The sequence below is a fragment of the Peribacillus sp. YIM B13482 genome (assembly GCF_042787975.1).
Classification (GTDB): domain Bacteria; phylum Bacillota; class Bacilli; order Bacillales; family DSM-1321; genus Peribacillus; species Peribacillus simplex_A.
Window position 1 is genome coordinate 1 of sequence record NZ_JBHZPF010000062.1, and the last position, 25,165, is coordinate 25,165.

Here is a 25,165-nt window from a genome sequence, read left to right on the forward strand (position 1 = left end):
TGTTCGAGTGTAGGGCTTTAAACTCAGGGTTATTCATCACCAGACTCATGGTCGCAAGGAAAAGGTAACGCCGCAGGCGTGATCTTCCACGTTTGGAAAGAACAATTTGGCCTTTCCACTTCCCAGAGCTTGCTTCAGCTAGATGCAATCCTGCATGACGAAGGAGCGCATTCCCGTGAGCGAACCCACTTAGATCTCCAACTTCTCCTAAGATGCCCGCTAGTGAAATCTCGCTGATTCCTTTAATGGCAAGTAATGGCTTAACGAATGGAATCTGTTCCAAGACGTTTGTGACTTCTTGCGTCACTCTTTCGAGTTGGGATGAAGCGAGATCATATTCCTCTAATAACTGTCCCAAGTGAAGTTTATACGCATCAAGGGCTTGTTTCGTACCAATTGAACGCTTGGCCAACGCATGCAGGGAATGGGCTTTTTTATGCCCGGAATGTCGCTTCATACATGATTTCCACCCGGTTACGATATCTTGAGGCTGTAAGGAACATAATTCAGCTGGGGTAGGAAAGAGGCGTAGGGTTGCGATTGCCCCTTTACATGATACGTCTTTAAACACTTCCCGGAACTCGGGAAAGACAACATCCACCCAGCGATTAATTTGGTTGATGGAGCTAACAAGACGCTTAACGATCACATCTCGGTTAAAATTCATAGTAGGGCTTCCTCCTTAAGATTTTGAGTTAGATTGGTCTCTATACTCGTATCTTACTGAGGGGCTCTATTTTTTTCAAACCTGATATTTAACGATCTACAGGAATGCTAAAGGGGCAGGTTAGTCGGATAAGGTAATATTTGGATTAAGATGGATATAAGTAGAAAAGTTAATAACATGGGGTGATTTTTTGGAGAAAAATATTGGGGATGTAGATTTTTTTAAACAAGTAGTAAAAAGACTGTGCAAAAAAACAATATTTCCCCTCAGAAACCTAAATTTGAAATCATCGAGAACGTATTGGTTATTAGCATTATGAACCATTTAAAAGATGGAGTAGACTTAGATTGTTTTAATATTTTATACCTTATTTTCCGAACAATTAGATGAATTATTTTACTAAGTTTTTAATGTTTTTACTGATATATGCAAAGGTAGCAGTACACTAATAAAGTAATAAGGTTTACTTCAGTAAAATAAGGTATATTATATTTAATGAATAGATTCTCTTTAAAGACAAGAAAAGTAGGTGAACAAAGTGGGAAAATATCAATTGGATACCAAAGGTAAGGTAGCTGTGACAAAGTTTCATGAAAAACAGGCGCCTGCCAAATTTGATAAAAAGCAGCACCTTGAAAAAATACGTGCGGAGTATTTGAAAAAGAAGCAAAAACAAACAGATAAATAATATGAATGGAAACATAGGAAGACTAAAACCTCCCTATGTTTTTCTTATTCGAGGTGCTTTTTTCAATTGATGATAGAGTTTATTATTCCCATAAATTTCAGATTCGGTAACAAAAAACTCGTCATCAGATATCCATTCCTCACTAAAAATTTCAGTAGCAGAATCAATAGACCAGCCGTTATTTTGGATACACCAGTAATCTCCAGCAGAAATTTTTAAAACATTTGGATACTCACTTGGCTTAGCTGAATAAAAAGATAAGTCTCGATCTTTTCAGCAAGATACCTTCTCAACACCCCACACAATTGGTGGCCTTTTAAAAGTATGATTCTTTATATAATCATACATTTTTTGTCTTGCTCCCTCTTTTTAAACAAAAACTGTGACATATGATAAAGGTAAATTGAAAGGTATGAGCCCGGTACAATACCGAGTTCATACCCAACGCGCTGCCTAACGAAATAACCTGTCTAACTTTATGGGGTCAGTTCACGTAGAGGAGAGCGACTTTTTAGGTTGGAATTCTCTTAGAGTATAAAATTTTCGAAATGGGAGGTATAGCGTTGTTCCTGTCGTTCGTAAAAGTACATTTTTGCGAACGGGGCATTTTTTTATAAAATCAACTACTTTTAACGTCCGTTAAAGTATGGATAAACAAAGTGGGAAAAATTTTGAACGAGAACAATATCAATTGTTAAAACGAATGATCCGGAAAGGGGATGTTCTTTACATTCATTCACTGGATCGTTTTGGACGGAACAAGGATGAAACCCTTAGATTCTAAGACTAAGTGTTTTTATTTGTCAGATTGACTTAATGTTGAAATGAGAAAGGTGTCACGATTGTTTGCTTAATTGGCCAGTAATTTTGTTCTTAATCTTGACATTTCTTTATCCATTAAGGAAGAAGCTTTGGCAAGCTCAATTAGCTGCTTTTGAGCATCCTCTGGTATAGTCTCGCCTTGATATTTATAGTTTAGTTTATGCTCGGTGGATGCCCAAAAATCCATAGCGGAAGTACGAATTTGTATTTCTGCAGAAACCCATATTATTTCGTTGGATAAGATGACTTGGGTTTCTACAATCAGGTGCAAACTTTTATATCCGCTCATTTTCGGGTCCTGAATATAATCCTTTACGCGTATCATTCGAATGTCTTCACGTTGCTCGATATGCTCCTTCAACATATATACGTCATCAATAAAACTTGTGACAATTCTAACTCCCAAAATATCTCTTATTTCATTCCTCACCGCTTCTTGTGTTAAAGGAATTTCTTTTTTTTGTATTTTCTCCACCAAAGAACTTAATTTTTTCATACGTGTTTTCATATGTTCAATAGGAGAATAGCCATGTTGTGTTTTCCATTCTAAGTCAATAACCTTGAAATCACTTTCTAATTCATGTAGGGCCATTTGGTAAGGTAAAAAGAACCCCCTCCAATTGTCTAATACTTTTTGAATAACCTCGATTTTCATCTTTTTTTTCAGCATGTCCACAGCCCTCCTGTTATTATTCTGTTATCATAACCAAGATACCCTAAAAAAAAAAAGCAACTTTCCATTTTTGTGAAAGTTGCTTTTACTGATTATTTATCAACATAGTGAAATAAGATTGTGAAGAAATGTACTTAAACTATCGGGTGCCTTAGCTGAAGATCGGAGCTGTCTCTAAGTCAGTTTGTTCTTATGGAACTAAAGGGGCAGTTTAGTTCAATAAAATTATTTTATTTATTTTAATAAATATTGGCATCAATTCTATAAAATGTAATATATCAGAAGTAGACTTTTGGGGTAGGTGTAAAAAGTGAAATTAAAAATATTGTTGGTTGTAGTTTCATTTATTCTTACGTATATTACTTTTAATACTCCGGGGATAAGTGAAATGTGGTCTTCATCGGGTGTTTTTGAGGTATGGGGTTTTTGGTTATTAATTATGATTTTTTTCTTCTACATAAAGAAAAAAGATTGAATTTCTTGTTCAACTAAAGGGGCAGTTTAGTTGAATAAAGGGAAAAAAGAATGCAATAGTTTTCATTTTACTTAAAAGCTGTAAGTTATTATAACTAAGCACTTTTTATTACATAAATAAAGACATGGCTGTAGGCTATTTTTCATATAATATTTTTGGGGTGGAAAAAATGGCAAGAGCAAGCTACCGAAGTTCAGACGTTGACTTAATGGCAAGGATGATGAGAGCAGAAGCCGAAGGAGAAGGACAACAAGGAATGTTATATGTTGGAAATGTAATTGTAAATCGTCTTGTAGCTAATTGTTTAGACTTTAAAGGTTTAAGAACAATTCCACAAGTCATTTATCAAGTACAAGGAGGAAATTATTCTTTTGAAGCTGTTCAAAAAGGGAATGTATTTTATCAAAGAGCGAGAGGTATTGAAAGAAGATTAGCAGAACAGAATTTGAAGCACTGGAGACAGCATCCGGCTAGATATGCCCTTTGGTATTTTAATCCACATGCTCCATGCCCTCCAACATGGTATGATCAACCTCAAACTGGTCAATTTAAAGAACATTGTTTTTATGAACCAAAACCTGCAACATGTGATAGTGTTTATAGAGGTTAAGCTTACTCTTTGAGTAAGCTTTTTTACATATTTAAAATATTTATACAATATAAAACTTTTAGTCATAGTTTTTATCTAAAAAAGTAAGATTGTGAATTATTGTACTTAAGCTAACGAGTGCGTTAGTTAAACAAGCATCACGCCAATTTGGTCGATTGTAGTTGATTTCAATTTGGGGTAACGTCACATGCCCATCAAGCTAAGTTAAAACAATACCCCCAAAAATGGAAAAACGCTATGCTTATCGTAAGAAGTTTACGAGAAAGGATGGTGTTTTTTATGAATCCTATCATCTCCAGTGAACTTTCACTTTTCGCACAAGAATTACAACGATTTCTATCTCCATTAGTCCTACAAGAAATCGCCAAACAAGTTGGTTTTGTGCAGCGATCTAGTAAGTTTCAAGCAAATGAACTCATCGCCCTTTGCGTTTAGCTCAGCCAAGAAGTCGCTAGTACATCGCTTACGCAACTATGTAGTCGGTTAGAGGCTTCGACGGGTGTACTAATGAGCCAAGAGGGACTCAATCAACGCTTTAATCCAACAGCTGTCGCTTTCCTCCGAGAAGTCTTTACTTCACTCCTAACACAAAAACTCTGTGCGACACATTCACTATCTTCACACATGATTTCATCTTTCGAACGCATTCGGATTTTAGATGCAACTGTGTTTCAGCTACCTGATTCCTTCGCCACCGATTATCAAGGCTCTGGTGGGAGTAGTAATTCGGCAGGCTTGAAAATCCAATTGGAATACGATTTACTGAGTGGCCAATTTTTAAACGTGCAGCTAGGACCGGGAAAGAACAATGATAAAACATACGGTACAATCTGCCTTGAAACCGTAGAGGAGGGCGATTTATGTTTGCGTGATCTTGGTTACTTCGATTTAGGAGACTTACAAGTCATTCATGATAAAAAGGCTTACTATATCTCGCGGTTGAAGCTGAATACACGCATTTATATCAAGAACCCTGAGCCAAAATACTTCAAAAATGGCACGTTAAAAAAGCAAACAGAATACATCCAGCTTGATATGACACAAATGATGTCTGGTCTAACTACTGGTGAAACGATGGAAATCTCCGAGGCATACATTGGCCAAAATCAGAAGCTTCCGGCACGTGTCATTATCCATCGTTTAACTGACGATCAAACGCAAACACGACTGAAAAACCAAGCGATACGTGAAAAGAAGAAAGGTATTGTCATGAAGTATAAAAGTAAACGTTTAATGGGCATGAATGTATATATCACGAACACGTCGCTAGAAGAAATACCGACGAATTACGTGCATTCATTGTACTCACTTCGTTGGCAGATTGAGATTTTGTTTAAAACGTGGAAGTCATTCTTTGAAATAGATGAATGTAAAAACATTAAAAGAGAACGCCTAGAGTGCCATTTATATGGACAACTCATTGGCATTCTCCTCTGTTCTTCTACGATGTTTCAAATGCGACAGCTTCTGCTTGAAAAGAAAAAGCAGGAGCTGAGTGAATACAAAGCAATTTATATGATTAAAGATTACTTTCCGTTACTGTTTCAAGCGATAGCAGTTGGCACAAAAGAACTTTTGAAAATTCTGCATCGCCTTTATCAGCTGCTCAAAAAGAACGGTCGTAAATGTCATCGGTATAAGAAGATGACCGTCTTTGATATTCTAGGGGTTGTGTATGAAACGACAGTGAAGAATAGACAAGCTGCCTAGCAAAAAAATCTCGTTTTAATAGGCTTTTTTGGCATGGCTACTTTTCCATCACTCGCTAGTTTTTAAACAAGGATCATTTCGTATCTAGTAATTTAGGTTGATGGGCATGTGGTACTACCCCTAATAGAAAATACATAAGAAGCAATATGATAATGCAGCTATGATTAAGCTAATCCAAGCAAAAAATACTATTTTCTTTTATTATTGGATACAGGACAATCGATGATGTTAAACCAAACTTTGAACGAACAATCTTACTACACACTTTTTTTGTATTTACCCCACACTATCATCTGCTAGTACTACTATTTTTTATAACCAAATCAGCCGTTTCCCTCGGATGGCTAAGAGGGAAATGATGACCATATGGAACAATATCAACCTTACCAAGATGCAATGGAGCAAAATAGCTTCTATCATGATCTCCCCAAATAATATGAAGATTATACCTTTGTACTTTATTAAAATCACCCTGATAGTCTTTCAATAGAAAACTGTTAAGCTGAACCGTTGTATTTAAAATTCTAGGCGAAGTAAAGCTCCTACTTACTTTGGCAATATAATGTTCCGGAATGCTCTCCGTACTTTCAAACAGACCATTACCTAATAAATATCGCTCTATCAAATTAGCAGTTGCCAATTTCAACGCCCATTTGTTCATAAATTGAGGAGCATTAAACGAGTTAGAATTTCTTTTTGCAACAGGTGGCTGAAGTAAAGTAATAGTATTCTTCGTATCAATGTACTCTTGTACTAATGCTTCCAGAAGAATTACCGCACCGAAGGAATGGCCAATCAAATGTGCACCATTAGTAGCTTCCCCCATTAACTCTTTCACTACATTCAAATAGAGATCCAGAAGGTTTTTCTCCCGTTTAAAAGGGGAACGTCCTAAACCTGGAAGATCCAGGATCCATACCGGTTGACCAGTTTTTTCATGAAGCTCTAGTCCTAAAGGAAATAAATCCTCTCCATCGCTCAATAAACCGTGTAATAAAATAAACGGCTTACCCTCTCCTTGTATTTGATAAATGACAGTGTTTCCGATTAATGTTCGTTCAAATGCATGATTATGCTGGTCATTTTGATACATCAAGCGATAATCCAAATCCGCTACGACGGCTGGGAAAAATTTCATTACACTCGTCTTCTTAAACCAATCCCCTCCCATGATTTTTTTCGATGAATCATTTGAAAACTTCCTATTTGTAATAAAGTTCAGTCCATCCGATGGAATTTGTGTTATTTTACTTACCCCACTTTTCATAAGTGCCTTCATGAAAGGAATTGGTACAGAGGTTTTAGGTGCTACCATATTCATACTTTCTGACATAACTCCTAATAATTCAGACATATTTGGATCAAGCTGTTTGTCTTGAACAAGTGTATATGTTTGAATAGACGGTTGCTCCTGCTTAAAAACCTGCACAATAAACTTCGCTAGCTCATCGTTTGAAATAAGTGGTAATCTATACCCCTTACCTCCAGGAACAACTGGCATTAGCCCTCTTCGCATACTCGTCACAAGCAAGCCTAAGCCTGCTACTTGCTCCGTACTCCCTGTTTTACTACTGCCGACTACAGTTGGTGGATTAATCACAGAAAGCGGATAGCCTATTTCAGATGCCTGCTGGCGAATATAAAGATCTGCTAAAAATTTTGTTCTTTCATATGAATTTTTTATTTTCAAATAATCGTTGCCTTCCTTAAACACATCAATCGTAACCATGCTACTTTTATCATCCAAGGGGCTCATATAACCTACTATATGAATAAATTGCTGCAAGCCCTTCAATTGATGAATACTTTTAGCTAATTCACCGATATGCTTGGCACCGTTTAAAATTACAGAAACTGCCTCTTGCTCTGTCGCTTTAATATCCATTGGTCCACCCGCGTGAATAATCACATCCGTTTTTAATATCCTATCCTTATCTTCATCACTTAAACCTAAATCTGTTTTCGTTAAATCACCTTCAATAAAGTGCATGGCTGCCTCATTTACAATACCTTTTTCTTGAAAAATGCGTGTTGCCTTACTTTTTGACCTAACTAAAAGAAAAATCATAACTTCCTCTTTAGTTAATTCCTCCACTAATTGCCTCCCAATAAAGCCTGTTCCACCAGTTAAAAATATTGTCCTCATATCCGCGCTCCTTTTTAGTACTATATAGTACTAATTCAATGTAAAAAAAATGCTTCTCTTATCGAAGCAAGTTAAAAAAATGGTTTGCTGTTTGCTTGATAACAGTTGCATCCTTCAATGTTTCTGAAATAAATAGCGCTCCTTCAAGATTCGTTATAAAAAGTGCCGCTACCTCGTCAATATTAATCGTATTTCTAAACTCCCCTTTTTCTACTCCTTGTTTTAGTAATAGAGAGACTTTCGTTTGTAATCCTGTAAAAAAGAGACCTATTTTTTCTTTTATGTGCGTGGCTTGTGCAGGACTTTGAATATAAAGAGTAATAAATGGACAGCTACCCTTATACTCCCTTGACTGAACTCCCTGTGATAAATGCTTTAAAAACAGCTGGACACGATCTTCAACTAATAATTGGTTCTGAGAAAGTATTTCATCAATGGCACGCTGATACGTTTCAATCCAATAATCAACGACCCCTTCTAACAATTCTTCCTTATTAGAAAAGTGATAATACACATTAGATTTTGATACTTTGCTTACACGCACTAATTCATCCATACTTGTATAAGCAAACCCTTTTTCTAAAAATAATGTTGCCGCCACTTCAATCACACGTTTTTGATTCATTAATTTTACCTTTGTCATAACTAGAACTATATAGTACTAGTTTGAATGTTGCAAGTATTAACTATTTCTTTTTCTATGGGACATAGAAACACCCCTTTAGATACTCATATCTTAAGGGGTAAAACGGTGCGACTTTTTTATAAATGGTTAAACTTTATTCAAAACGACGCATCTTTTTTACAAATGGTGCAACTTTATTTCAAAGTAGGGGTACCGCCACATGCCCATCAAGGTAAGAAATCATAATACCCCCAGAACGAAAATTTTATGCATCTTACTCGTTTTTATCGTTTTGGGGTAACTCGTTATTGTTAGCTTGATGGCGATGGGGTAGCGTCAGGAAAATGCGGATTTACAACGTTAGGCACATTTTCAAGACGTTACCCCTATATATCTTTGGCTAATTAAGTTTAACTAAAGCATTGAACGCGACTTTAAATAACACTTATCAAATGTTTCCCCACCTTTAACCCTAGAAATATGATCTAAGAACAGCACATAGAATAGTATAGAAATACTGCGGCTGATGCCGGACATGGAGGGGATGTATTTATATGAGTACCAGAATGATCCGGCAGCTGATAAGGTCAAGGCAACAGGAATTAGTCGAACTTGCTGCTTCATTTATTCGAATTCCATCTGAAAATCCATCGCCCGAGTTTAAGAAGCGGTCAGCAGAAATGGGACGCCATATTAGCCGATACCTAGCAGGAAAAGGGTTCTTGATTACCGAGCACCGCCGTAGCGAAAATGCGCTGGTTACCGTGGTCTGTGATGCTCCCTTAACCAGGATACCTGGTCCACGGCTCCTATTTTGCGGACATACAGATGTCGTACCTGCAGGCGATCGTTCACATTGGACCTTCGATCCTTTCTCAGGAGAAGTCAGAGCAGGTATGCTTTTGGGTCGGGGAGCATCCGATATGAAAGGAGGCTTGGCAGCACTGATTTTTGTGGCGGGACTACTTCAGGAGTTCGCCCCCACTCTTAATTTGAAAGGTAGCCTAGGAGTTATTGCCTCTCCGGATGAAGAGACTGGCGGCATTGAGGTGGCTTCGCTCCTGGATCAAGGATTGATTAAGGGTGATGCTTGTCTGATTGGTGAACCAACGGACCCCCACCATCCGAATGCCGGTGAAAAGGCCGAGGCATGGATGCAGGTGATCATACCAGGTCAGACAGGGCATGGCAGCCTACAACCGCTTTATGGAATCTCCGCCGTACGAAGAGGGGCAGCCGCGGTCGAAGCACTAACCAAGCTATTGGAGCTCAAGGCAACGCCTCCGGCAGAGCTTGGTCAACTTTTGTACAATACTGAGTGGTTCCTAGGAAATCCCTTACTGTCACAGTTACTTTATCGTCCCTCTTACAATCCAGGTGTAATCCAGGGTGGAACAAATGTGAACGTCGTCGCAGACAAGTGTATCATTAAAGTGGATACCCGGGTTCCATTCGGTATGAAGCCCGAGTTTGTACTTGATGTCGCTAGGAATCTTGTTAGTGCTGTAGCGCCAGATGCGGTTGTAGAGCCAATGGTACCCTGTACTAACCCGAACTGGACCTTAGAGAATCGTCCAATTGTGAGGGAAATAGAACTGGGAATCCAGCGTGTCCTCGGAAGGGAGGAACCCGTATTCAGCGTACTTTTGCTGAGTTCAAGTGATGCCAGTCACTTCCGGCGCCATGGCATTGATACCGTCCTTTACGGTCCAGGGCTGGAACACACTATCCATGGGTACGATGAGCGGGTTTCAGTGGAGAACTTAGTTGAATCTGCCGAGATTTATGCTGAGACGGCAGTCAAGTATCTTAGATCATTTTAAATCTATTTTCACTAAACTTTATGTAGGGGTAACGTCAGGACGCTACCCCAACTTGAAGAAGCCGACCAATAAAGGTCGGCTTTTTTCATTTTTAGCAGAAACCGCCATATCCATGAACGGGGGCAGGACAGCATTGGACACCGCCACCGAAACAGCTAGCTCCAACAATGATTAAGAGTATAAACAAAACGACTATAAAGGCGAATCCTCCGCCAAATCCTCTACCGTCATCACAACTTGATTCACAACGTGACATACAAACATCTCCTCATTTTGTTTTTAGAGGAGGAAATTAATTAAATGGGTTATATCACCTTATGCTCTAATTAGGAAAATGACACAATAGTCTCCATCTCTGTTCAGAAGAAGTAAAAAAAGTAGATTCCTTAAGGAGATCGACTTTTCAGGTTGGAATTCTCTTAGCGTATAAAATTTCCGAAATGGGCGGTATAGCATTGTTACTACTGTTCGAAAAAGTAAACTTTTACGAACTTTTTTGATTGTTATTTTTCTTTAAAATAGCCTTAGTGAAAGACACTAAATGTTTTCAATACGTTATTCGTTTCCTCTTCCGTAATGCCAATATAACGCAGGGTAACGGATGGATGGGAATGATGTAGGATCCGTTGCAACATGGCAATATCCTTCATAGCTTTGTAAAACCAATAGCCAAACGTTTTAAGTAAGGTATGATTGCCCACTGTACTACGCCAGCGAACTCTGCGGTCTTATTTAGCTGTCTGTAGGCCTGATTAGGGGAATCGGACGTTCTCCCTTCCTGGACGGGAATAAATAGGGACTCTGGACGTTTTTGGAGTATTCATAGACCTCCTGGAAGCAATTCGCGATATACATATCGCGGATTTTTTGCGTTTTGCCTTCTTTAACCCATAGAATCTTGTGTTGTTTGCTTTTAAGGTCCAGGATCTGCTTCGTGGTGAGCTTGAGTAGGTCCCCGACACGCAGACCGGTCTCGCAGCCTACCACAAAAAGGATATAATCACGCTCCGAACAATGGCGCTTCAGCGCCCATTTCATATCTTCTAACTGCTGCTGATCACGGATCGGCTGCACATCTTTTGGTTGCGTCATCTCCATCGACCTTTCTTCTCTATTCAAAAAATCCGGCTATAAAATCCTTATGTACCAACGATTTAATGTATGATTTTTCCTCTTTTTTCAGTATAAAGAGAAAAAACGAAAAAAGTTAATTAAATCAATTAGATCATACATTCAAATTAGAAAGAAAGTACCCTTATGCTGCAACGGGGCAGGTTAGGACAATAAGTCCTATGATATATTTCTGCTAATAATTGAGTTTTCGGGGGTAAGTCAATGAATAATCAAGATTATTTTAATGATGAAAACTATACTGGTAATCACCTTCATGTAGATAATTGGAAATATGAGTTCACTCCATATATAGAAGCAATTGCTTGGGTAAGAAAAGACAGTTCAATGGACTTGTTTTTTAATGATTTCGCAGATGATAAGGAGTTTCAAGCGTTATTTAGTGATAAAGAATACTATTATACATATGGGTGTATTTCTTGGTAATGTTAAAACTAATCAGGAAGTATACGAAATGTTTCGTAATTGGGTTTGATGGAGTGCTATACCCATTTAGGAAGAGAGCTAAATAGAAAAGAAAGGATTTTTTTCTCATAATGGTTAGTTCTATTTATCATTGTATAAATGTAACCTCTTTACTAATTTCCATATTTTTCACCTCCTACTTGGACGTGAATGTGTTTACATTTAAATTTGCAATGATAACGTTGTAAAATTTCCTGTTTAAATAATCAACTATATTCACCTCTTAATTTACTAAACATATTGGTGTATAATAAATAAATCCATATAAAGACGGAGATGAATGCTTTGGTTACAATTACTGATATCGCGAAGCTTGCCGGAGTTGCTAAGAGTACAGTTTCACGTTATCTAAATAATGGTTCTGTTAGTGAGGCAACGAAAAATAAAATCGAACGAGTGATAAATGAAACCAGCTATGCTCCTAATGCCTTCGCTCAAAGTTTAAAAGCAAAGAAAACTAATATAATCGGTACCATTGTACCGAGACTTGATTCGTATGCTTCTTCTCATACGTTAATTGGCATTGATGAACAATTAAGAGAACTAAATTATCAAATGCTGATCTCAAATACCGGTCAGGATTTAGATCGGGAAATTGAAAATATTTACACACTGGCTAAGCAAAAGGTTGCGGGAATGATTTTGCTTCCATCCCAAGTTACAGACGCCCATTTAGAGGCCTTCAAAGAGCTGCACTTGCCCGTTTTACTGGTTGGTCAGCAGCATGAAACAATTCACAGCATCATACACAATGATTATGAAGCAGCATATGATCTCGGAAAACATGTGCTGGAAAAAGGTCACCGTAAGATTGCTTTTTTGGGCGTAACAGGAAAAGATATTGCTGTAGGAGTCATGCGAAAAAAAGGATTTCAGCGGGCGATAGATGAAAAACCAGACTGTGAAGTAAGGTATTATGAAACAAGCTTCAGCATAACAGATGCATTAATCAATGTCCCCTCTATTATTGAGGAATTCACTCCCTCTATTATCGTATGTGCAACTGATAATATAGCGATTGGTGCTTTGAAAGCAGCTTATTTAAGAGGTTTAAAAATCCCAGAAGACTTGTCGATCACTGGATTTGGAGGTTATGAAGTAACAGAGATGATACACCCAGGCATAACTACAGCGAAATTTTACTACAAAGAAGCAGGACAAATGGCAGCTAAAAGTATCGTAAAGCTTGTTAACGGGGAAGAATTACCAAAATTATCTCTATCAAAATATAAAATTATTGAAAGAGAAAGCGTTGACAATCGTTTACCACACCGATTATAATCAAAATGAAATTGGTTACCAAATATTCCCCTTCTAAAATGTAACCGGTTTCTGTGAATCAACTTGTTGATATTATATTTTTTTGGTTTATACTGGAACCGGTTCCGTTGCTTAATATATTCATATGTTTTTTTTGAATTCAAACGGAACCGGTTCCAAGTCGGCGTTTATAAACGTTTAAAAGGAGGATCATTATGAATTATAAAGAAGTATCTCAGGAAATATTGGAGGCAATCGGCGGGAAAGAAAATGTGGCAGCTGCAGCACACTGTGCGACTCGGCTCCGCTTAGCTTTACATGATGAAGATAAAGTCGATCAAGCAAAACTAGATGAGATGGATGCAGTAAAGGGAACATATTCAACTGGAGGACAATACCAGATTATTATCGGTGCGGGAACTGTTAATGAAGTATACAAAGAGTTTTCAAAGCTAACTGGACTTACTGAAATGTCGACGAAAGATGTAAAAGATGCTGGTTCGAAGAAAATGAATCCGCTTCAGCGCTTTGTAAAAATGCTTTCTGATATTTTTGTTCCTATTATTCCTGCAATTGTTGCCGGCGGTCTATTGATGGGGATTAACAACTTGCTCACAGCACCTGACTTATTTATCGCAGGGCAATCCATTGTCGAAGCTAACCCGGGATTCGCAGATTTAGCAGCTCTAATTAATACATTTGCCAACGCAGCATTTGTATTCCTTCCAATCTTAATCGGTTTCTCTGCCACACAGCGGTTTGGCGGAAATCCTTATTTGGGTGCTACACTTGGAATGCTAATGGTTCACCCTGACTTATTGAATGGTTGGGGATACGGAGGAGCCTTAGTAAGCGGTGAAATTCAGGTCTGGAATATTTTCGGATTTGAAATTGAAAAAATCGGATATCAAGGCACTGTGTTGCCAGTACTTGTTGCTTCCTTTATTTTAGCAAAAATAGAAACGTATTTGCGAAAAGTCATTCCTTCCGCACTAGACAATATTCTAACACCATTATTGACAATTTTTATTACTGGTATCTTAACGTTCACAGTAGTAGGACCGATTACTCGTGCTACAGGGAACTTATTAACAGACGGTCTCATCTTCTTATATGATGGAACTGGTTTTATCGGAGGAGCTATATTTGGACTTCTTTACGCACCAATCGTTATCACAGGTATGCATCATAGCTTTATTGCTGTAGAAACACAATTACTTTCTGATATTTCAAAAACTGGGGGCTCTTTTATTTTCGTAATTGCAGCAATGTCCAATATTGCTCAAGGTGCAGCAACCCTTGCAGTTACTTTCATTACGAAAGATAAAAAAACAAAAGGTACGGCATCTGCAGCGGGTATTTCGGCTCTTTTAGGGATTTCAGAACCTGCAATGTTCGGTGTTAACTTAAAACTGAAGTATCCATTTATTGGAGCAATTATAGGTTCAGGAGTGGCCTCTGCTTTCGTCACCTTCTTCAAAGTAAAGGCGATTGCACTTGGTGCTGCAGGTCTACCAGGGATTATTTCCATAAAAACAGATACAATTATCTTTTATATAATTGGTATGGCCATTTCCTTTGCTGTTGCCTTTATCGCAACATTCAGTTTAGCAAATCGGACAGATAAAAAAGTTGCTGCCCTTTCTCGAAAAGAAGCAGCCTAATTTATTAATATGAAAAGGGCTGTTCGAAACAAGGAACAGTCCTCTGATTTTTTAAAGGAGTCTGATCACATGGGATGGACAAAAGAACAGCGTTATCGCCGCGTTGAAGATGTTAATCAGGTAGAGCTGCAAAATTTGCAAACAAGAGTAAATGAATGCACATGGCGACAAACCTTTCATATACAGCCTTTATCCGGCCTACTTAATGACCCTAATGGCTTCTCTTTTTATCATGGCGAGTACCATTTATTCTACCAATGGTTTCCACTTGGTCCTGTACATGGGTTGAAGTATTGGTATCATACGAAATCAAAAGATCTTGTTTCTTGGGAAAATGCCGGCATCGGGATCGCACCGGATGATTATTATGACAGCCATGGAGCCTATTCCGGAAGTGCTATTGAATATGAAGGAAAACTATATTTATTTTATACCGGCAACACCCGTGATGAGAATTGGCAAAGACATCCCTATCAATGTATCGCCATCATGGAGAAAACGGGACAAATTGAAAAATTGACCCATCCATTCATTCGGGACGTACCAGAAGGATATACTAATCATTTCCGCGACCCGAAAGTTTGGAGAGAAAATGATACCTTTTATGCAGTAATCGGTGCACAGCGGAAAGACAAAACAGGATGTGTTGTCCTATATCGTTCCTCCAATCTAGTAAACTGGACATTTGAAGGAGAGTTACAAACTGACCTTGGAACTTTTGGATATATGTGGGAATGCCCAGATTATTTTGAACTGCAAAACTATGGTGTACTGATGTTTTCTCCACAAGGTTTGGAGCCCAAGGGAGACCTTTACCACAATATTTATCAATCCGGTTATGTTATTGGCAGCAAGCTAGATACAATAACCCACTCATTATCACATGGCTCTTTTCAGGAGCTTGACAGAGGCTTTGATTTTTATGCGCCGCAAACAATGGTTAATCCTGACGGAAGGCGTATCCTTGTCGGATGGATGGGCTTGCCTGAAATCGACCTACCCACAGACAAAAATGGCTGGGCGCATTGTTTAACACTGCCCAGAGAATTATCTGTTCGAAACGGCAAACTGATTCAGCGGCCAGTGCAGGAACTTCAAGCTCTACGCAGGCAGGAAACTGAAGTAAAAGGTGTTTTGAAGAACACCAAGAACATGTATGAAGAATTCAAAGGAGTATCCTATGAAATGGTATGTGAATTTGAAAACAACGATGCCGTTGAATTTGGTATTGAATTCAGGGCCGGTGATGATGAAAAAACGGTCATTAAATATGATACTGTAGAGAAAAAAGTCATTCTTGACCGCTCTTCTTCAGGTGAGACCGTTGGAGAAGCTTATGGAACAATCCGAAAATGCTTTGTGAATACCAAAAAAATTAAGTTTCATTTATTTGTAGATACCTCTTCTGTTGAGATTTTCATCAATGACGGTGAAGAAGTATTCACGAGCCGGATTTTCCCTCGTGAAAACAGAAATGAAATTCGTTTCTTTGCATTATCTGGAAGCACCACTTTTCAAGCAAAAAAATGGAGTTATGTATGAAAGCGAGAGGTAAGGTATGAGAAATTTATATGCAATCGGTGAAGTATTAATTGATTTTATCCCCCTTCAAAAAGGAATCGCACTAAAAGATGTAATGGAATTCGAGCGTGCTCCAGGAGGCGCTCCAGCGAATGTTGCTGTATCAGTTGCCAGAAATGGCGGCAATGCATCGATAATTACTAAGCTCGGAATGGATTCATTTGGGGACTTTCTTTTAGAACAATTGCAGCAAGCCGGCGTGAAAATAGATAAAATTACGAGAACAAATGAAGCCAACACAGGCCTTGCTTTTGTATCTTTGCTTGAAAATGGTGAACGTGATTTCTCTTTCTACCGCAATCCTTCTGCAGATTTGCTGCTTCATGAGACTGAAATTAACGATAGCTGGTTTGCAAACGGCGACCTCCTCCACTTCTGTTCAGTCGATTTAGTGGAAAGTCCTATGAAGCATGCGCATGTGAAAGCCATTACTTCTCTAAAAGCAAAAGGCGGAATCATCAGCTTTGACCCAAATGTCCGCCTTCCGCTTTGGACTGATCCTGAAGAATGCCGGAAAACGATTTTAGAGTTTGTTCCAATGGTTCATATTGTGAAAATTTCTGATGAAGAGCTTGAGTTTATTACCGGGATTACTGACAAAGAAAAAGCAGTTTCTTCGTTATTTACTGGTGCTGTTAAAGCAGTAATTTATACAAAAGGAGCTCAAGGTGCCGAATTATATGTAAGAGGTAAAAAATACGAATCAACCGGGTATCGCGTCGGCGTACAGGATACAACAGGGGCTGGGGATGCATTTATCGGAGGCTTGCTGTATCAGTTATTAGAAAAAGACGTTCGGCAAGGAAATCTGGAAGAAGTTCTTGAACTTCATCACCAAGAAATCCTAAGCTTTGCAAACGCTAGTGGCGCTCTTACTACGACTGGAAAAGGAGCAATCTCTTCCATTCCGGCCAAAGAAGCGATTTATCAACTGCAGCAAATCGATCAATAATGGCGCCTGCCCTAAACGGAAAAGTACCGACCGATTGGCTTGCTAAGTTGATAAGGACCGATTAAAAGGCCTTGGAGCTGCGGGCGTTTTGGAGATAGGAAATAACATCTAGGCAATTTTTGGACCGAAATCAGACCAGCTAAAAGAACAAATCAAAAAAGTGATTGCTTAAGAAATTTGCTGTTCAGCCAGAGTATTAAAAATAATTGGAGGTATTACCTTGTTAAAAAACTTATTTGGAAAAAAAACAAAAATTTCGGAAATAAAATTAGTATCGCCAATTGAAGGAGAAATTTTAAAGCTTGAAGATGTACCGGATCCAGTTTTTTCACAGAAAATGATGGGAGATGGTATTGCTTTCTTTCCTATCGAAGGGAAGGTAGTAGCGCCGGCTGATGCAAAAGTCATCAATGTCTTCCCGACGAAGCATGCCATTGCATTGGAAACGGCAGAAGGGCTGGAAATATTGATTCATATTGGATTGGACACGGTTAACATGAAAGGAGAAGGGTTTTCCGTTTGTGTGGCAGAAGGTGACCAGGTTAAAGCAGGAGACATATTGGTCACCTACAGCCTTGAACTGGTAAAGGAAAAAGCATCAAGTACTATTACACCGATGATCATTACCAATGGAGACATTGTGACACATTTAGAGTATCACTATAGTGGACAATCTGTAGCCGGTAAAACGACCGTTCTGGTAGTTACCTTAAAATAGGAGAATGAGTAAAACAGAAGAAACTCGTTAAAGAACTAAAGAACATATGACCAAGAGATGTCCACCCCAGAAATGGGGTGTTTTTATTTTGACTAAGTTGGTATCATAACTTAACGGAATTGTGTTACTTTAGGTGATAATTTGCACTTATTTTAAGTGCTATTTTGCACGTATATTATTACTGCAGTTTTCTGGGGCTGCCATTTGGTGACCTTGCTTAATGAACTAAAGGGGCAGGTAAGTTCGGAGCTGTCTTTAAGGCAGCTTGTTCTTATGGAACTATCGGGGCAGAATAGTTCATTAAGGAACATAAAAATGTTCAATCTTTTTTATAAAAGAATAATCCAATTAAATAGTATAAGGGCATGTTATGATTAATCTTTTTCAAAACATGCCCTTTCTATTTATTCATTTATCAAAGTTGCTTGTATTAAAAAAATACCCTCGTGTCGTTTTGAAATAAAGTTGCGACGTTTTAAAAAATAAAGAAAAGACACCCTAAGTTGCTTTTTTTCTTCTCTAGAAGACTCAACTCGAAAATAACGAATCGACAACCAAAGACAGCGTTTGCTTGTAAACCGCATGTGCGGACTGCACATCACCAAAATGTCCGCACATGTAAAGATGGATAACACCGTGGAGCGACGCCCAGAAGATACGGACGACGGTTTCCGTGTCATACGGACCGGTAATCAGTCCCTGCTCTTGCGCATTACCAATTACTGTTAATAACTGCCGCATAGCTGTTACGGTGCCGTGTATGCTCTCCTCGTCTGGTTTGAAATCCGCGAAGGCTCCTCCGAACATCAGCTTGTAATAACCGGAGTAACTCTGTCCGAATTGCCAGAAGGTTTCGCCTAAATTAAACAGCTGCTGCATCGGATCGTCAGCGCGCGGCGTTCCCTCGAATTTGTTGGCGAGAATCTTGCAGCCGTCGAGATAAAGCTGCTGAGCCAGTCCATCTTTATTGACAAACAGGTTGTATATGATTTTGGTAGAGCAATTCATCTTCTGCGCAACTTTACGCACCGTCACAGCTTCAGGACCCTCATCGTACAAAATCGTTGCCGCAGCATCGACGACGAGCTTTCGAAGATTTTCAATATTTTTCAAGCGAGCCTCCTGATACGTTTCCAACTTTTTCGTATTTGCAGCGAAGGAATTATTTTGTTCTGTCATCGCTATCACCCTCAATTAATACATTTTTGATAAGAAACAATGTTTCCAGCTCTTAACAGGAATTTTAATATAATTGTCGGACCGTTGTCAATGTTGCGAGGGATGCTAAAAACCAACGATTCAAAAAACGATGTTGACTTTCTTAAAAAGCTTAGTTACAATGATTTCAATTGGAAACACCGTTACCGGAACGTATCATAATTCTTGACTCTTATGAGAGTCAGGAATTATTTTTAAGGACTAAGTAACACTGTTTCCTAATTATAAAAAAGTAGATAGGAGAGTTGCACAATGAACATAAAAGGAAAGTGGGCGCTTGTCACGGGAGCTTCATCCGGCATCGGAGAGCAATTCGCCCGACAATTGGCCAAAGAGGGTGGCCACCTTGTACTCGTAGCCCGATCGAAAAACAAGCTGGAGAACCTGGCATCGGAGCTTAGAAAGAAGCACGGCGTCAAGGTCGAGGTGATTCCTACCGATCTTGGCAAAGAGGGCGCGCCAGGCGAGTTATATCGGCAATGTCAACTTCTGAATTTAGAGATCGAAATGCTGGTCAACAACGCAGGCTTTGCCACGCATGGTTTGTTTGAACAAATGTCAGGCGTGCGCCAGCATGAGGAAGTCATGCTCAATGTTGCCGCTGTTGTAGATATGACGCACTTGTTCTTGCCGGATATGTTGTGTAGAAACTCCGGGGCCGTTATCAATGTCGCATCGACCGCCGGATTTCAGCCCCTTCCCTATATGGCCGTATACGGAGCAACGAAAGCCTTCGTCTTGTCGTTTACCCAAGCCTTGTGGTGGGAGAACCGCAACAGTGGCGTCCAATTTTTCACGCTTTGTCCCGGAGCGACGGACACCGGCTTCTTCAACGTCGTAGGCGCGGAAGAAGCCGCCGTCGGTAAGAAAGACACACCGGAGCGAGTCGTGGAAGTTGCGCTTCGGGCATTGAAGGACGGGAAGCTGTATGTCGTTCCGGGAACACAGAATTATATAGGTACGCAGATTGGACGATTCATGACGAGGAAACAGGGACTTCGTCTCGTTGGCGGCATGCTTCGTCCACGCGACGGCTCCGCCAACAATAAGAAGCCGGCCGGTCCGTCCGATCTTGCAGGATGGATGACCCCGGAGGCGCACTGATAGCTAATTCTAATGCTTCTGTCCATCAACCCATCCGGGACCGAACACACGCCGGTGAAGCACAGGCTTGTTTCAGAGATTAGCCCGGCCGGGAAAGTCATGGAAAGCTGGCACATTCAATTCGAGAAGGCAGAATAAACCTTAGATACACTGAAATTGATTAAAATTTTTTATAAAAATCAAACTGAAATATTCTGGATAGGAATCTATTTTGATCAATCTTTTTTCAAAATAGATTCTTTTTATTTATCGTCAAATGTGGGTTTTCGAGATATTTTTGATTAAACTTTATTTAAAAGCTACACCTCGAAAGAGGGTGGAGTTTGATTGAATTACTAGTAGGATAAAGAGGTGGAAGTACATGGAGTAACCAATTGTACTAACGGGGCAGGTTAGTCGAATTATATGTTATGATGGAAAAAAATAGATTTTTTTGGGGGATTAAAATGGTTACATGTTATTTGAAATATGTTATTGACCCATATAAATTAAATGAATTCGAGGAATACGGTAAGATGTGGATTCGATTAGTTAATAAATTAGGCGGTACACATCAGGGTTATTTCCTTCCACACGAGGGTGCTAATAATATTGCTTTTGCATTATTCACTTTCCCAAGTTTAGCAGCATATGAAGAGTACCGAGTAAAAATGGCATTGGATGCAGATTGTCAAGAAGCATATAAATTTGCAGAAGAGACTAAATGTATTTTAAGTTATGAGAGAAGCTTTATGCGTCCTATATTCGAATGAACATACATTAAAGTTGAAAAATAATCTATACATACCTTGTTAAGCTAACGGGTGCGTTAGCTGAAGATCGGAGCTGTCTTTAAGGCAGCTTGTTCTTATGGAACTATCGGGGCAGGATAGTTCAATAAGAATAGTAAAATAATAATGTATAAAATAACTTATAATGTATAATTATTACAAAAGAGAGAGGGATATTATATTTTGCAGAAGTTTCAGATGCACCATTAATTCAGGATTTATTGATTAAGACTTTTATGGAATATAAAGATGAAGTTCCCTCATCAAGTGCCTTAGAGGAGACCGTACATTAGAAGAAATTTACGTTATTTAACGGGTATAGTGATGATTGAAAAGGGGGGCAATTTAATGATGGAATTAGGAACATTAGGCGCTTTTGCTCTAGTATCTTTAGGGATGGTCTGTTCACCTGGTCCTAATATGATTTATTTAATATCTAGAACCATTTCGCAAGGTAAAAAGGACGGGATAATTTCTCTTTTAGGAGTAATTACTGGTTTTTTGATTTATATTATCGCTACAATGTTGGGTTTATCCTTCTTGTTCGAATTAGTTCCAGTAATGTATGACATCATTAAATGGTTAGGTGTTATCTACTTGTTGTGGTTAGCTTGGAATGCAATAAAACCAGGAGCAAGTTCAATCCTGGAGCCACAGCATTTAGCCGTAGAGTCACCAAAAAAACTATATGTTATGGGCCTTATGACAAATTTGTTAAATCCAAAAATTGCGGTCTTGTATGTTTCACTTTTACCTCAATTTATGGATCCTAATAGTGGTTCACTGCTTGTTCAAACTGCTCAATTAGGAACGGTGCAAATTTTTGTTAGCTTTGCTGTAAATTTACTAATTGTTTTATTTGCTGGTCAGGTCGCGGTTTGGGTTGGAAGAAGACCTTTTTTGGTTAAAATTCAACGCTGGTTTATGGCATCTGTTTTAGGTGCCTTAGCTGTAAACTTAGCTTTTCATGAAAGAAAATAAACCTTTGAAGAGTTTTATTAGCTCCTCTTGTTTTTATCACGAAAGAAAACGTGAGTTTAAATACGGTGGCTATATTTAATGATTGCTTAATCAACAAATCAGCTTGTATTTCTTATTTGTGAAAAAATGCACTTAAACTATAAGGTGCTTTACTTCATTACCAGGAGCTGATCAGCAGCTCCTTTTCTTATGGAACTTAAGGGGCAGAATAGTTCCATAACATTCCAATATAAGGTAGAATATATTCTGGATATTGGAGTTTAAAAGAGCTAAAGAAATAAAGGTGATTCTGTGAAGAAATTATTAGAAAAAAGACTTGCGTACCTTTATAAAGGTGAAAGAAACGCAATAATTGTTTTTATTGTTATAAGTTATTTATATAACTTTGCATTTCCCAGTATACAATTATATTCATTGTTTTCTTTTTGGACATCATTTCTTCTTTTGGAATTTATTTTATTACAAGGAACCATTTATTGGTATAAAAAATGGAATCGTTTAAGAAAAGAAAATACACCTATAACTCCCATTCAAACTGTTAAACAGTTACGACGTTTGAAAAAAATCAATATAATCTTGATTGCGATTTCACTCTTAGCTTTCGCTATTGATTTCTCTAAATGGTATCCTTCTTTACCAGTATTGGGATTGTCAATTGCAGGATTTATTTGCATTTTCGCAGTTTTAGAATATATTAATTATTTTCACATTCAATTATCATATGATAATATCTCAGATATTAAATATTTGCTGAAAACTAAAAGGTTGAAGCAAGCCTGTATAAGTAAAGACTTAAACGACTGTCGTTGAGAAATTAATATTTTAGTCACTAAAAATGAATAAGTTTGTGAAAAGATGTTCTTAAACAAACGGGTGCGTTAGTTGAAGATCAGAGCTGTCTATAAGGCAGCTCACTAACGGGGCAGGATAGTTCTATAAGAAAGCCAATGAATTCCATGGTATAATATGTAATGAAAATATACGAGAGCCTAACAAGGGGGAGTTATTAATGTTTCAGTTTTTTCTTATTGTTGGGATAGTAAGTATTGTTATTTCAGGTGTTTTTATCGGAGCATGGACAGGTGGACAACAACAAAGAGCAAATTTTCATTCAGAAACAACAAAAAATCGAAGCTTTAGAACTAAAATAGCATTAATCTCAGGTCTCATAGCTGTAATCTGTTTAGGTATTTCTGGATTAATATACTTTGTATAATAATACTTTGCTCTTCAACTAATGGGTCTTTACTTCAATAAGGAAGGTTGCTGAGGCAGCCTTTTTCTTATGGCACTAACGGGGCAGGTTAGTTTAACTTCATATAATTGTGTATTATAGTGATAATATAAAGTTTTTCTAAAGGAAGATTAAATTGAAGAATAGATTTTCAATTGGAGAAATGGCTAAACTCCATAATACGACCATAAAAACCCTTCGATATTATGATGAAATTGATTTATTAAAACCTATACATACGGATCTAAACAACGGTTATAGATATTATTCAACGGAACAATTTGAACATTTGAACACTATTCATTATTTAAAGGAATTAGGTTTTTCATTAAAGGAGATCAAGGGACATCTAGACGACAGGAATATCGATGGTTTTTTGTATCTCTTAGAGGAACAGAAACGATTAACCGAAAAAAAAATGAAAGAACTGGAACGAATTAACCGAAGGTTCCAAAATCGAATCAAGGACATTAAATTAGCACGAGAAATAAAAGAATTGGAAGTGCCATTCATACAGGAGAGGAAAGAGAGAAGGATAGTAAGATTAATGGAAATAATCAGTTCAGAACCTGAGATGGAAGTTTCCTTACGACGATTAGAGAGTCTGTCTAATATGAGTTCTTCTATATTTATTGGGGGAGTAGGTCTTACGATAAGTATTAATAATACATTAAACAACAAGTTCAATGAATATAACTCGATATTTATTTTAGTCGAAGAAGATGATATTCAAAATCCTTTAGTGACAACTCTTCCCGAAGGAATGTATGCCTGCATTTATTATAATGGAAATCACAGCGATTCACCCGAACATTATAGAAGCTTACTCAATTGTATTCAAGATAACGGTTTCCAAGTTATCGGGGATTCCATTGAAAGAACAATAATTGACCATTATATCTCAGGTAGTAAAGAAGACTATCTGACAGAAATACAAATACCAATAAAGTGTTGACCCTCCCGTTACAGGAGGGTCTATATTTTTGGATAGAACAATAATTAAAAGGAGAAATGATTATGTTTGGAACAATCTTTAATACAATGATGATAGTAATCGGAAGCATTATCGGAAGCATCTTTAAAAAGGGGATAAAAGATGAATATCACAACATTCTAATGCAGGCTATGGGGTTAGTTGCGTTGGGGTTAGGAATAAATGCACTAGTGCAACATTTACCTTCCAGCAAATATCCGGTACTTTTTATTGTAAGCTTAGCCGTAGGGGGATTGCTCGGTCAAAGGCTGAATTTAGAATCAAAATTTAATGCTTTAGTTAATAAATATTCCAGAGGTAATTTAGCTGAGGGGTTAGCGACTGCTATCCTATTATTTTGTATTGGAACGTTATCTATTTTAGGTCCTGTAGAGGCAGCGTTAAAGGGAGAGTATACGTATCTGCTTGCAAATGGGGTGTTGGATGGGATTACCTCGATTGTATTAGCATCCACATTTGGTATTGGGATAGCTGTTGCAGGAATTGTTTTATTTATTTGGCAAGGTGCCATTTATTTAATTGCTATTTTAATGGAGAACTCCATAAATAATGATCTTCTGAACGAAGTGACGATTGTAGGAGGTATATTGATAATCGCATCTGGTTTAAATATTTTGGGGATTAAGAAATTTAATACTTTAAATCTTCTACCATCAATAATAATTCCTCCTATTGTATTTTTAGTTATTCATTTTTCTCATTTATAATATTTGTGAAATATTACACTTAAACTCCCATGAAAATTAAAAAAGCTCAAAATCCAGAAAAAACCACAACAAAATAGACCCAGTAAAAACGCTTTTAAAAAAAAGGCTGAGCCTTATGAGTGATCTGATTGAGTTTGGTAAATCGTT

Annotated in this window: 20 protein-coding genes and 5 pseudogenes; 18 read left to right on the top strand and 7 right to left on the bottom strand. The window is 38.0% G+C overall.

The genetic code is table 11. The features are described from left to right. A pseudogene (locus ACFX4L_RS21735) lies at window positions 1-658 on the bottom strand (transposase); the annotation flags it as partial. 547 nt (window positions 659-1,205) lie between these two features. On the opposite strand from ACFX4L_RS21735, the gene ACFX4L_RS21740 reads away from it, so the two are divergent. Both ACFX4L_RS21740 and ACFX4L_RS21745 read left to right on the top strand, forming a co-directional pair. Beyond that, window positions 1,206-1,355 (top strand): hypothetical protein, encoded by a 150-nt coding sequence (locus ACFX4L_RS21740; protein WP_089365001.1) that lies wholly within the window; start codon window positions 1,206-1,208, stop codon window positions 1,353-1,355. Between the two features lie 646 nt (window positions 1,356-2,001). Further along, window positions 2,002-2,133, top strand: a pseudogene (locus ACFX4L_RS21745) (recombinase family protein); the annotation flags it as partial. Between the two features lie 72 nt (window positions 2,134-2,205). Here the strand turns inward: ACFX4L_RS21745 and ACFX4L_RS21750 are convergent. Further along, window positions 2,206-2,847, bottom strand: coding sequence for a GTP pyrophosphokinase (locus tag ACFX4L_RS21750; protein WP_377406166.1), 642 nt, complete (start codon window positions 2,845-2,847; stop codon window positions 2,206-2,208). A gap of 647 nt (window positions 2,848-3,494) precedes the next feature. Between ACFX4L_RS21750 and ACFX4L_RS21755 the strand changes: the two genes are divergently transcribed. Then, window positions 3,495-3,935: a cell wall hydrolase gene (locus ACFX4L_RS21755; RefSeq protein WP_284469628.1), complete on the top strand. Its 441-nt coding sequence runs from the start codon at window positions 3,495-3,497 to the stop codon at window positions 3,933-3,935. 279 nt (window positions 3,936-4,214) lie between these two features. Continuing rightward, window positions 4,215-5,645: pseudogene (locus ACFX4L_RS21760) on the top strand (IS4 family transposase). A 289-nt stretch (window positions 5,646-5,934) separates the two neighbouring features. Here ACFX4L_RS21760 and ACFX4L_RS21765 read toward each other — a convergent pair. Both ACFX4L_RS21765 and ACFX4L_RS21770 read right to left on the bottom strand, forming a co-directional pair. Further along, a complete protein-coding gene (locus tag ACFX4L_RS21765) occupies window positions 5,935-7,791 on the bottom strand; it encodes an alpha/beta fold hydrolase (RefSeq protein ID WP_377406168.1) in 1,857 nt (618 codons plus the stop codon). Window positions 7,792-7,849: 58 nt separating this feature from the next. Beyond that, window positions 7,850-8,416: a TetR/AcrR family transcriptional regulator gene (locus ACFX4L_RS21770; protein ID WP_284469632.1), complete on the bottom strand. Its 567-nt coding sequence runs from the start codon at window positions 8,414-8,416 to the stop codon at window positions 7,850-7,852. Between the two features lie 554 nt (window positions 8,417-8,970). Here ACFX4L_RS21770 and ACFX4L_RS21775 point away from each other — a divergent pair. Beyond that, entirely contained in the window at window positions 8,971-10,239 is a 1,269-nt protein-coding gene (locus tag ACFX4L_RS21775) for a M20 family metallopeptidase (RefSeq protein WP_061462513.1), read from the top strand. Between the two features lie 142 nt (window positions 10,240-10,381). Here ACFX4L_RS21775 and ACFX4L_RS21780 read toward each other — a convergent pair. Both ACFX4L_RS21780 and ACFX4L_RS21785 read right to left on the bottom strand, forming a co-directional pair. Beyond that, window positions 10,382-10,495 (bottom strand): annotated as a pseudogene (locus ACFX4L_RS21780) (YjcZ family sporulation protein); the annotation flags it as partial. A gap of 268 nt (window positions 10,496-10,763) precedes the next feature. Beyond that, window positions 10,764-11,331: pseudogene (locus ACFX4L_RS21785) on the bottom strand (tyrosine-type recombinase/integrase). 243 nt (window positions 11,332-11,574) lie between these two features. Here ACFX4L_RS21785 and ACFX4L_RS21790 point away from each other — a divergent pair. The 6 genes from ACFX4L_RS21790 (at window position 11,575) to ACFX4L_RS21815 (ending at window position 18,010) form a co-directional block, all read left to right on the top strand. Continuing rightward, window positions 11,575-11,796, top strand: coding sequence for a hypothetical protein (locus ACFX4L_RS21790; RefSeq protein WP_377384932.1), 222 nt, complete (start codon window positions 11,575-11,577; stop codon window positions 11,794-11,796). A gap of 324 nt (window positions 11,797-12,120) precedes the next feature. After that, window positions 12,121-13,116, top strand: coding sequence for a LacI family DNA-binding transcriptional regulator (locus ACFX4L_RS21795; RefSeq protein WP_377384934.1), 996 nt, complete (start codon window positions 12,121-12,123; stop codon window positions 13,114-13,116). 194 nt (window positions 13,117-13,310) lie between these two features. After that, on the top strand, window positions 13,311-14,759 hold the full coding sequence (locus ACFX4L_RS21800; protein WP_284469637.1) for a sucrose-specific PTS transporter subunit IIBC: 1,449 nt from the start codon (window positions 13,311-13,313) through the stop codon (window positions 14,757-14,759). Window positions 14,760-14,828: 69 nt separating this feature from the next. Next, window positions 14,829-16,301 (top strand): sucrose-6-phosphate hydrolase, encoded by a 1,473-nt coding sequence (locus ACFX4L_RS21805; protein WP_034314995.1) that lies wholly within the window; start codon window positions 14,829-14,831, stop codon window positions 16,299-16,301. A gap of 16 nt (window positions 16,302-16,317) precedes the next feature. After that, complete coding sequence (locus tag ACFX4L_RS21810; RefSeq protein WP_317779160.1) at window positions 16,318-17,292, top strand: carbohydrate kinase family protein; 975 nt, start codon at window positions 16,318-16,320, stop codon at window positions 17,290-17,292. Window positions 17,293-17,512: 220 nt separating this feature from the next. Continuing rightward, the gene (locus tag ACFX4L_RS21815) at window positions 17,513-18,010 is read left to right on the top strand and encodes a PTS sugar transporter subunit IIA (RefSeq protein ID WP_054397421.1); all 498 of its coding nucleotides are present in this window, start codon (window positions 17,513-17,515) and stop codon (window positions 18,008-18,010) included. A 528-nt stretch (window positions 18,011-18,538) separates the two neighbouring features. On the opposite strand, the gene ACFX4L_RS21820 is transcribed toward ACFX4L_RS21815, so the two are convergent. Next, complete coding sequence (locus ACFX4L_RS21820) at window positions 18,539-19,189, bottom strand: TetR/AcrR family transcriptional regulator (RefSeq protein ID WP_377384937.1); 651 nt, start codon at window positions 19,187-19,189, stop codon at window positions 18,539-18,541. 291 nt (window positions 19,190-19,480) lie between these two features. On the opposite strand from ACFX4L_RS21820, the gene ACFX4L_RS21825 reads away from it, so the two are divergent. The 7 genes from ACFX4L_RS21825 (at window position 19,481) to ACFX4L_RS21855 (ending at window position 25,018) form a co-directional block, all read left to right on the top strand. Then, window positions 19,481-20,332 carry an SDR family NAD(P)-dependent oxidoreductase gene (locus ACFX4L_RS21825; protein WP_377384939.1) on the top strand — a complete coding sequence of 284 codons (852 nt, stop codon included), beginning with the start codon at window positions 19,481-19,483 and terminating at the stop codon, window positions 20,330-20,332. Between the two features lie 446 nt (window positions 20,333-20,778). After that, window positions 20,779-21,084, top strand: coding sequence for an NIPSNAP family protein (locus tag ACFX4L_RS21830; RefSeq protein WP_377384941.1), 306 nt, complete (start codon window positions 20,779-20,781; stop codon window positions 21,082-21,084). A gap of 366 nt (window positions 21,085-21,450) precedes the next feature. Continuing rightward, a complete protein-coding gene (locus ACFX4L_RS21835) occupies window positions 21,451-22,083 on the top strand; it encodes a LysE family translocator (RefSeq protein WP_284469567.1) in 633 nt (210 codons plus the stop codon). 291 nt (window positions 22,084-22,374) lie between these two features. Continuing rightward, on the top strand, window positions 22,375-22,893 hold the full coding sequence (locus ACFX4L_RS21840; protein ID WP_377387600.1) for a general stress protein: 519 nt from the start codon (window positions 22,375-22,377) through the stop codon (window positions 22,891-22,893). Window positions 22,894-23,092: 199 nt separating this feature from the next. After that, on the top strand, window positions 23,093-23,299 hold the full coding sequence (locus ACFX4L_RS21845; protein WP_054399278.1) for a DUF5316 family protein: 207 nt from the start codon (window positions 23,093-23,095) through the stop codon (window positions 23,297-23,299). 154 nt (window positions 23,300-23,453) lie between these two features. Then, a complete protein-coding gene (locus ACFX4L_RS21850) occupies window positions 23,454-24,272 on the top strand; it encodes a MerR family transcriptional regulator (RefSeq protein WP_053535405.1) in 819 nt (272 codons plus the stop codon). Between the two features lie 62 nt (window positions 24,273-24,334). After that, on the top strand, window positions 24,335-25,018 hold the full coding sequence (locus ACFX4L_RS21855; RefSeq protein ID WP_377406169.1) for a DUF554 domain-containing protein: 684 nt from the start codon (window positions 24,335-24,337) through the stop codon (window positions 25,016-25,018). The last annotated feature ends 147 nt before the right edge of the window (window positions 25,019-25,165 follow it).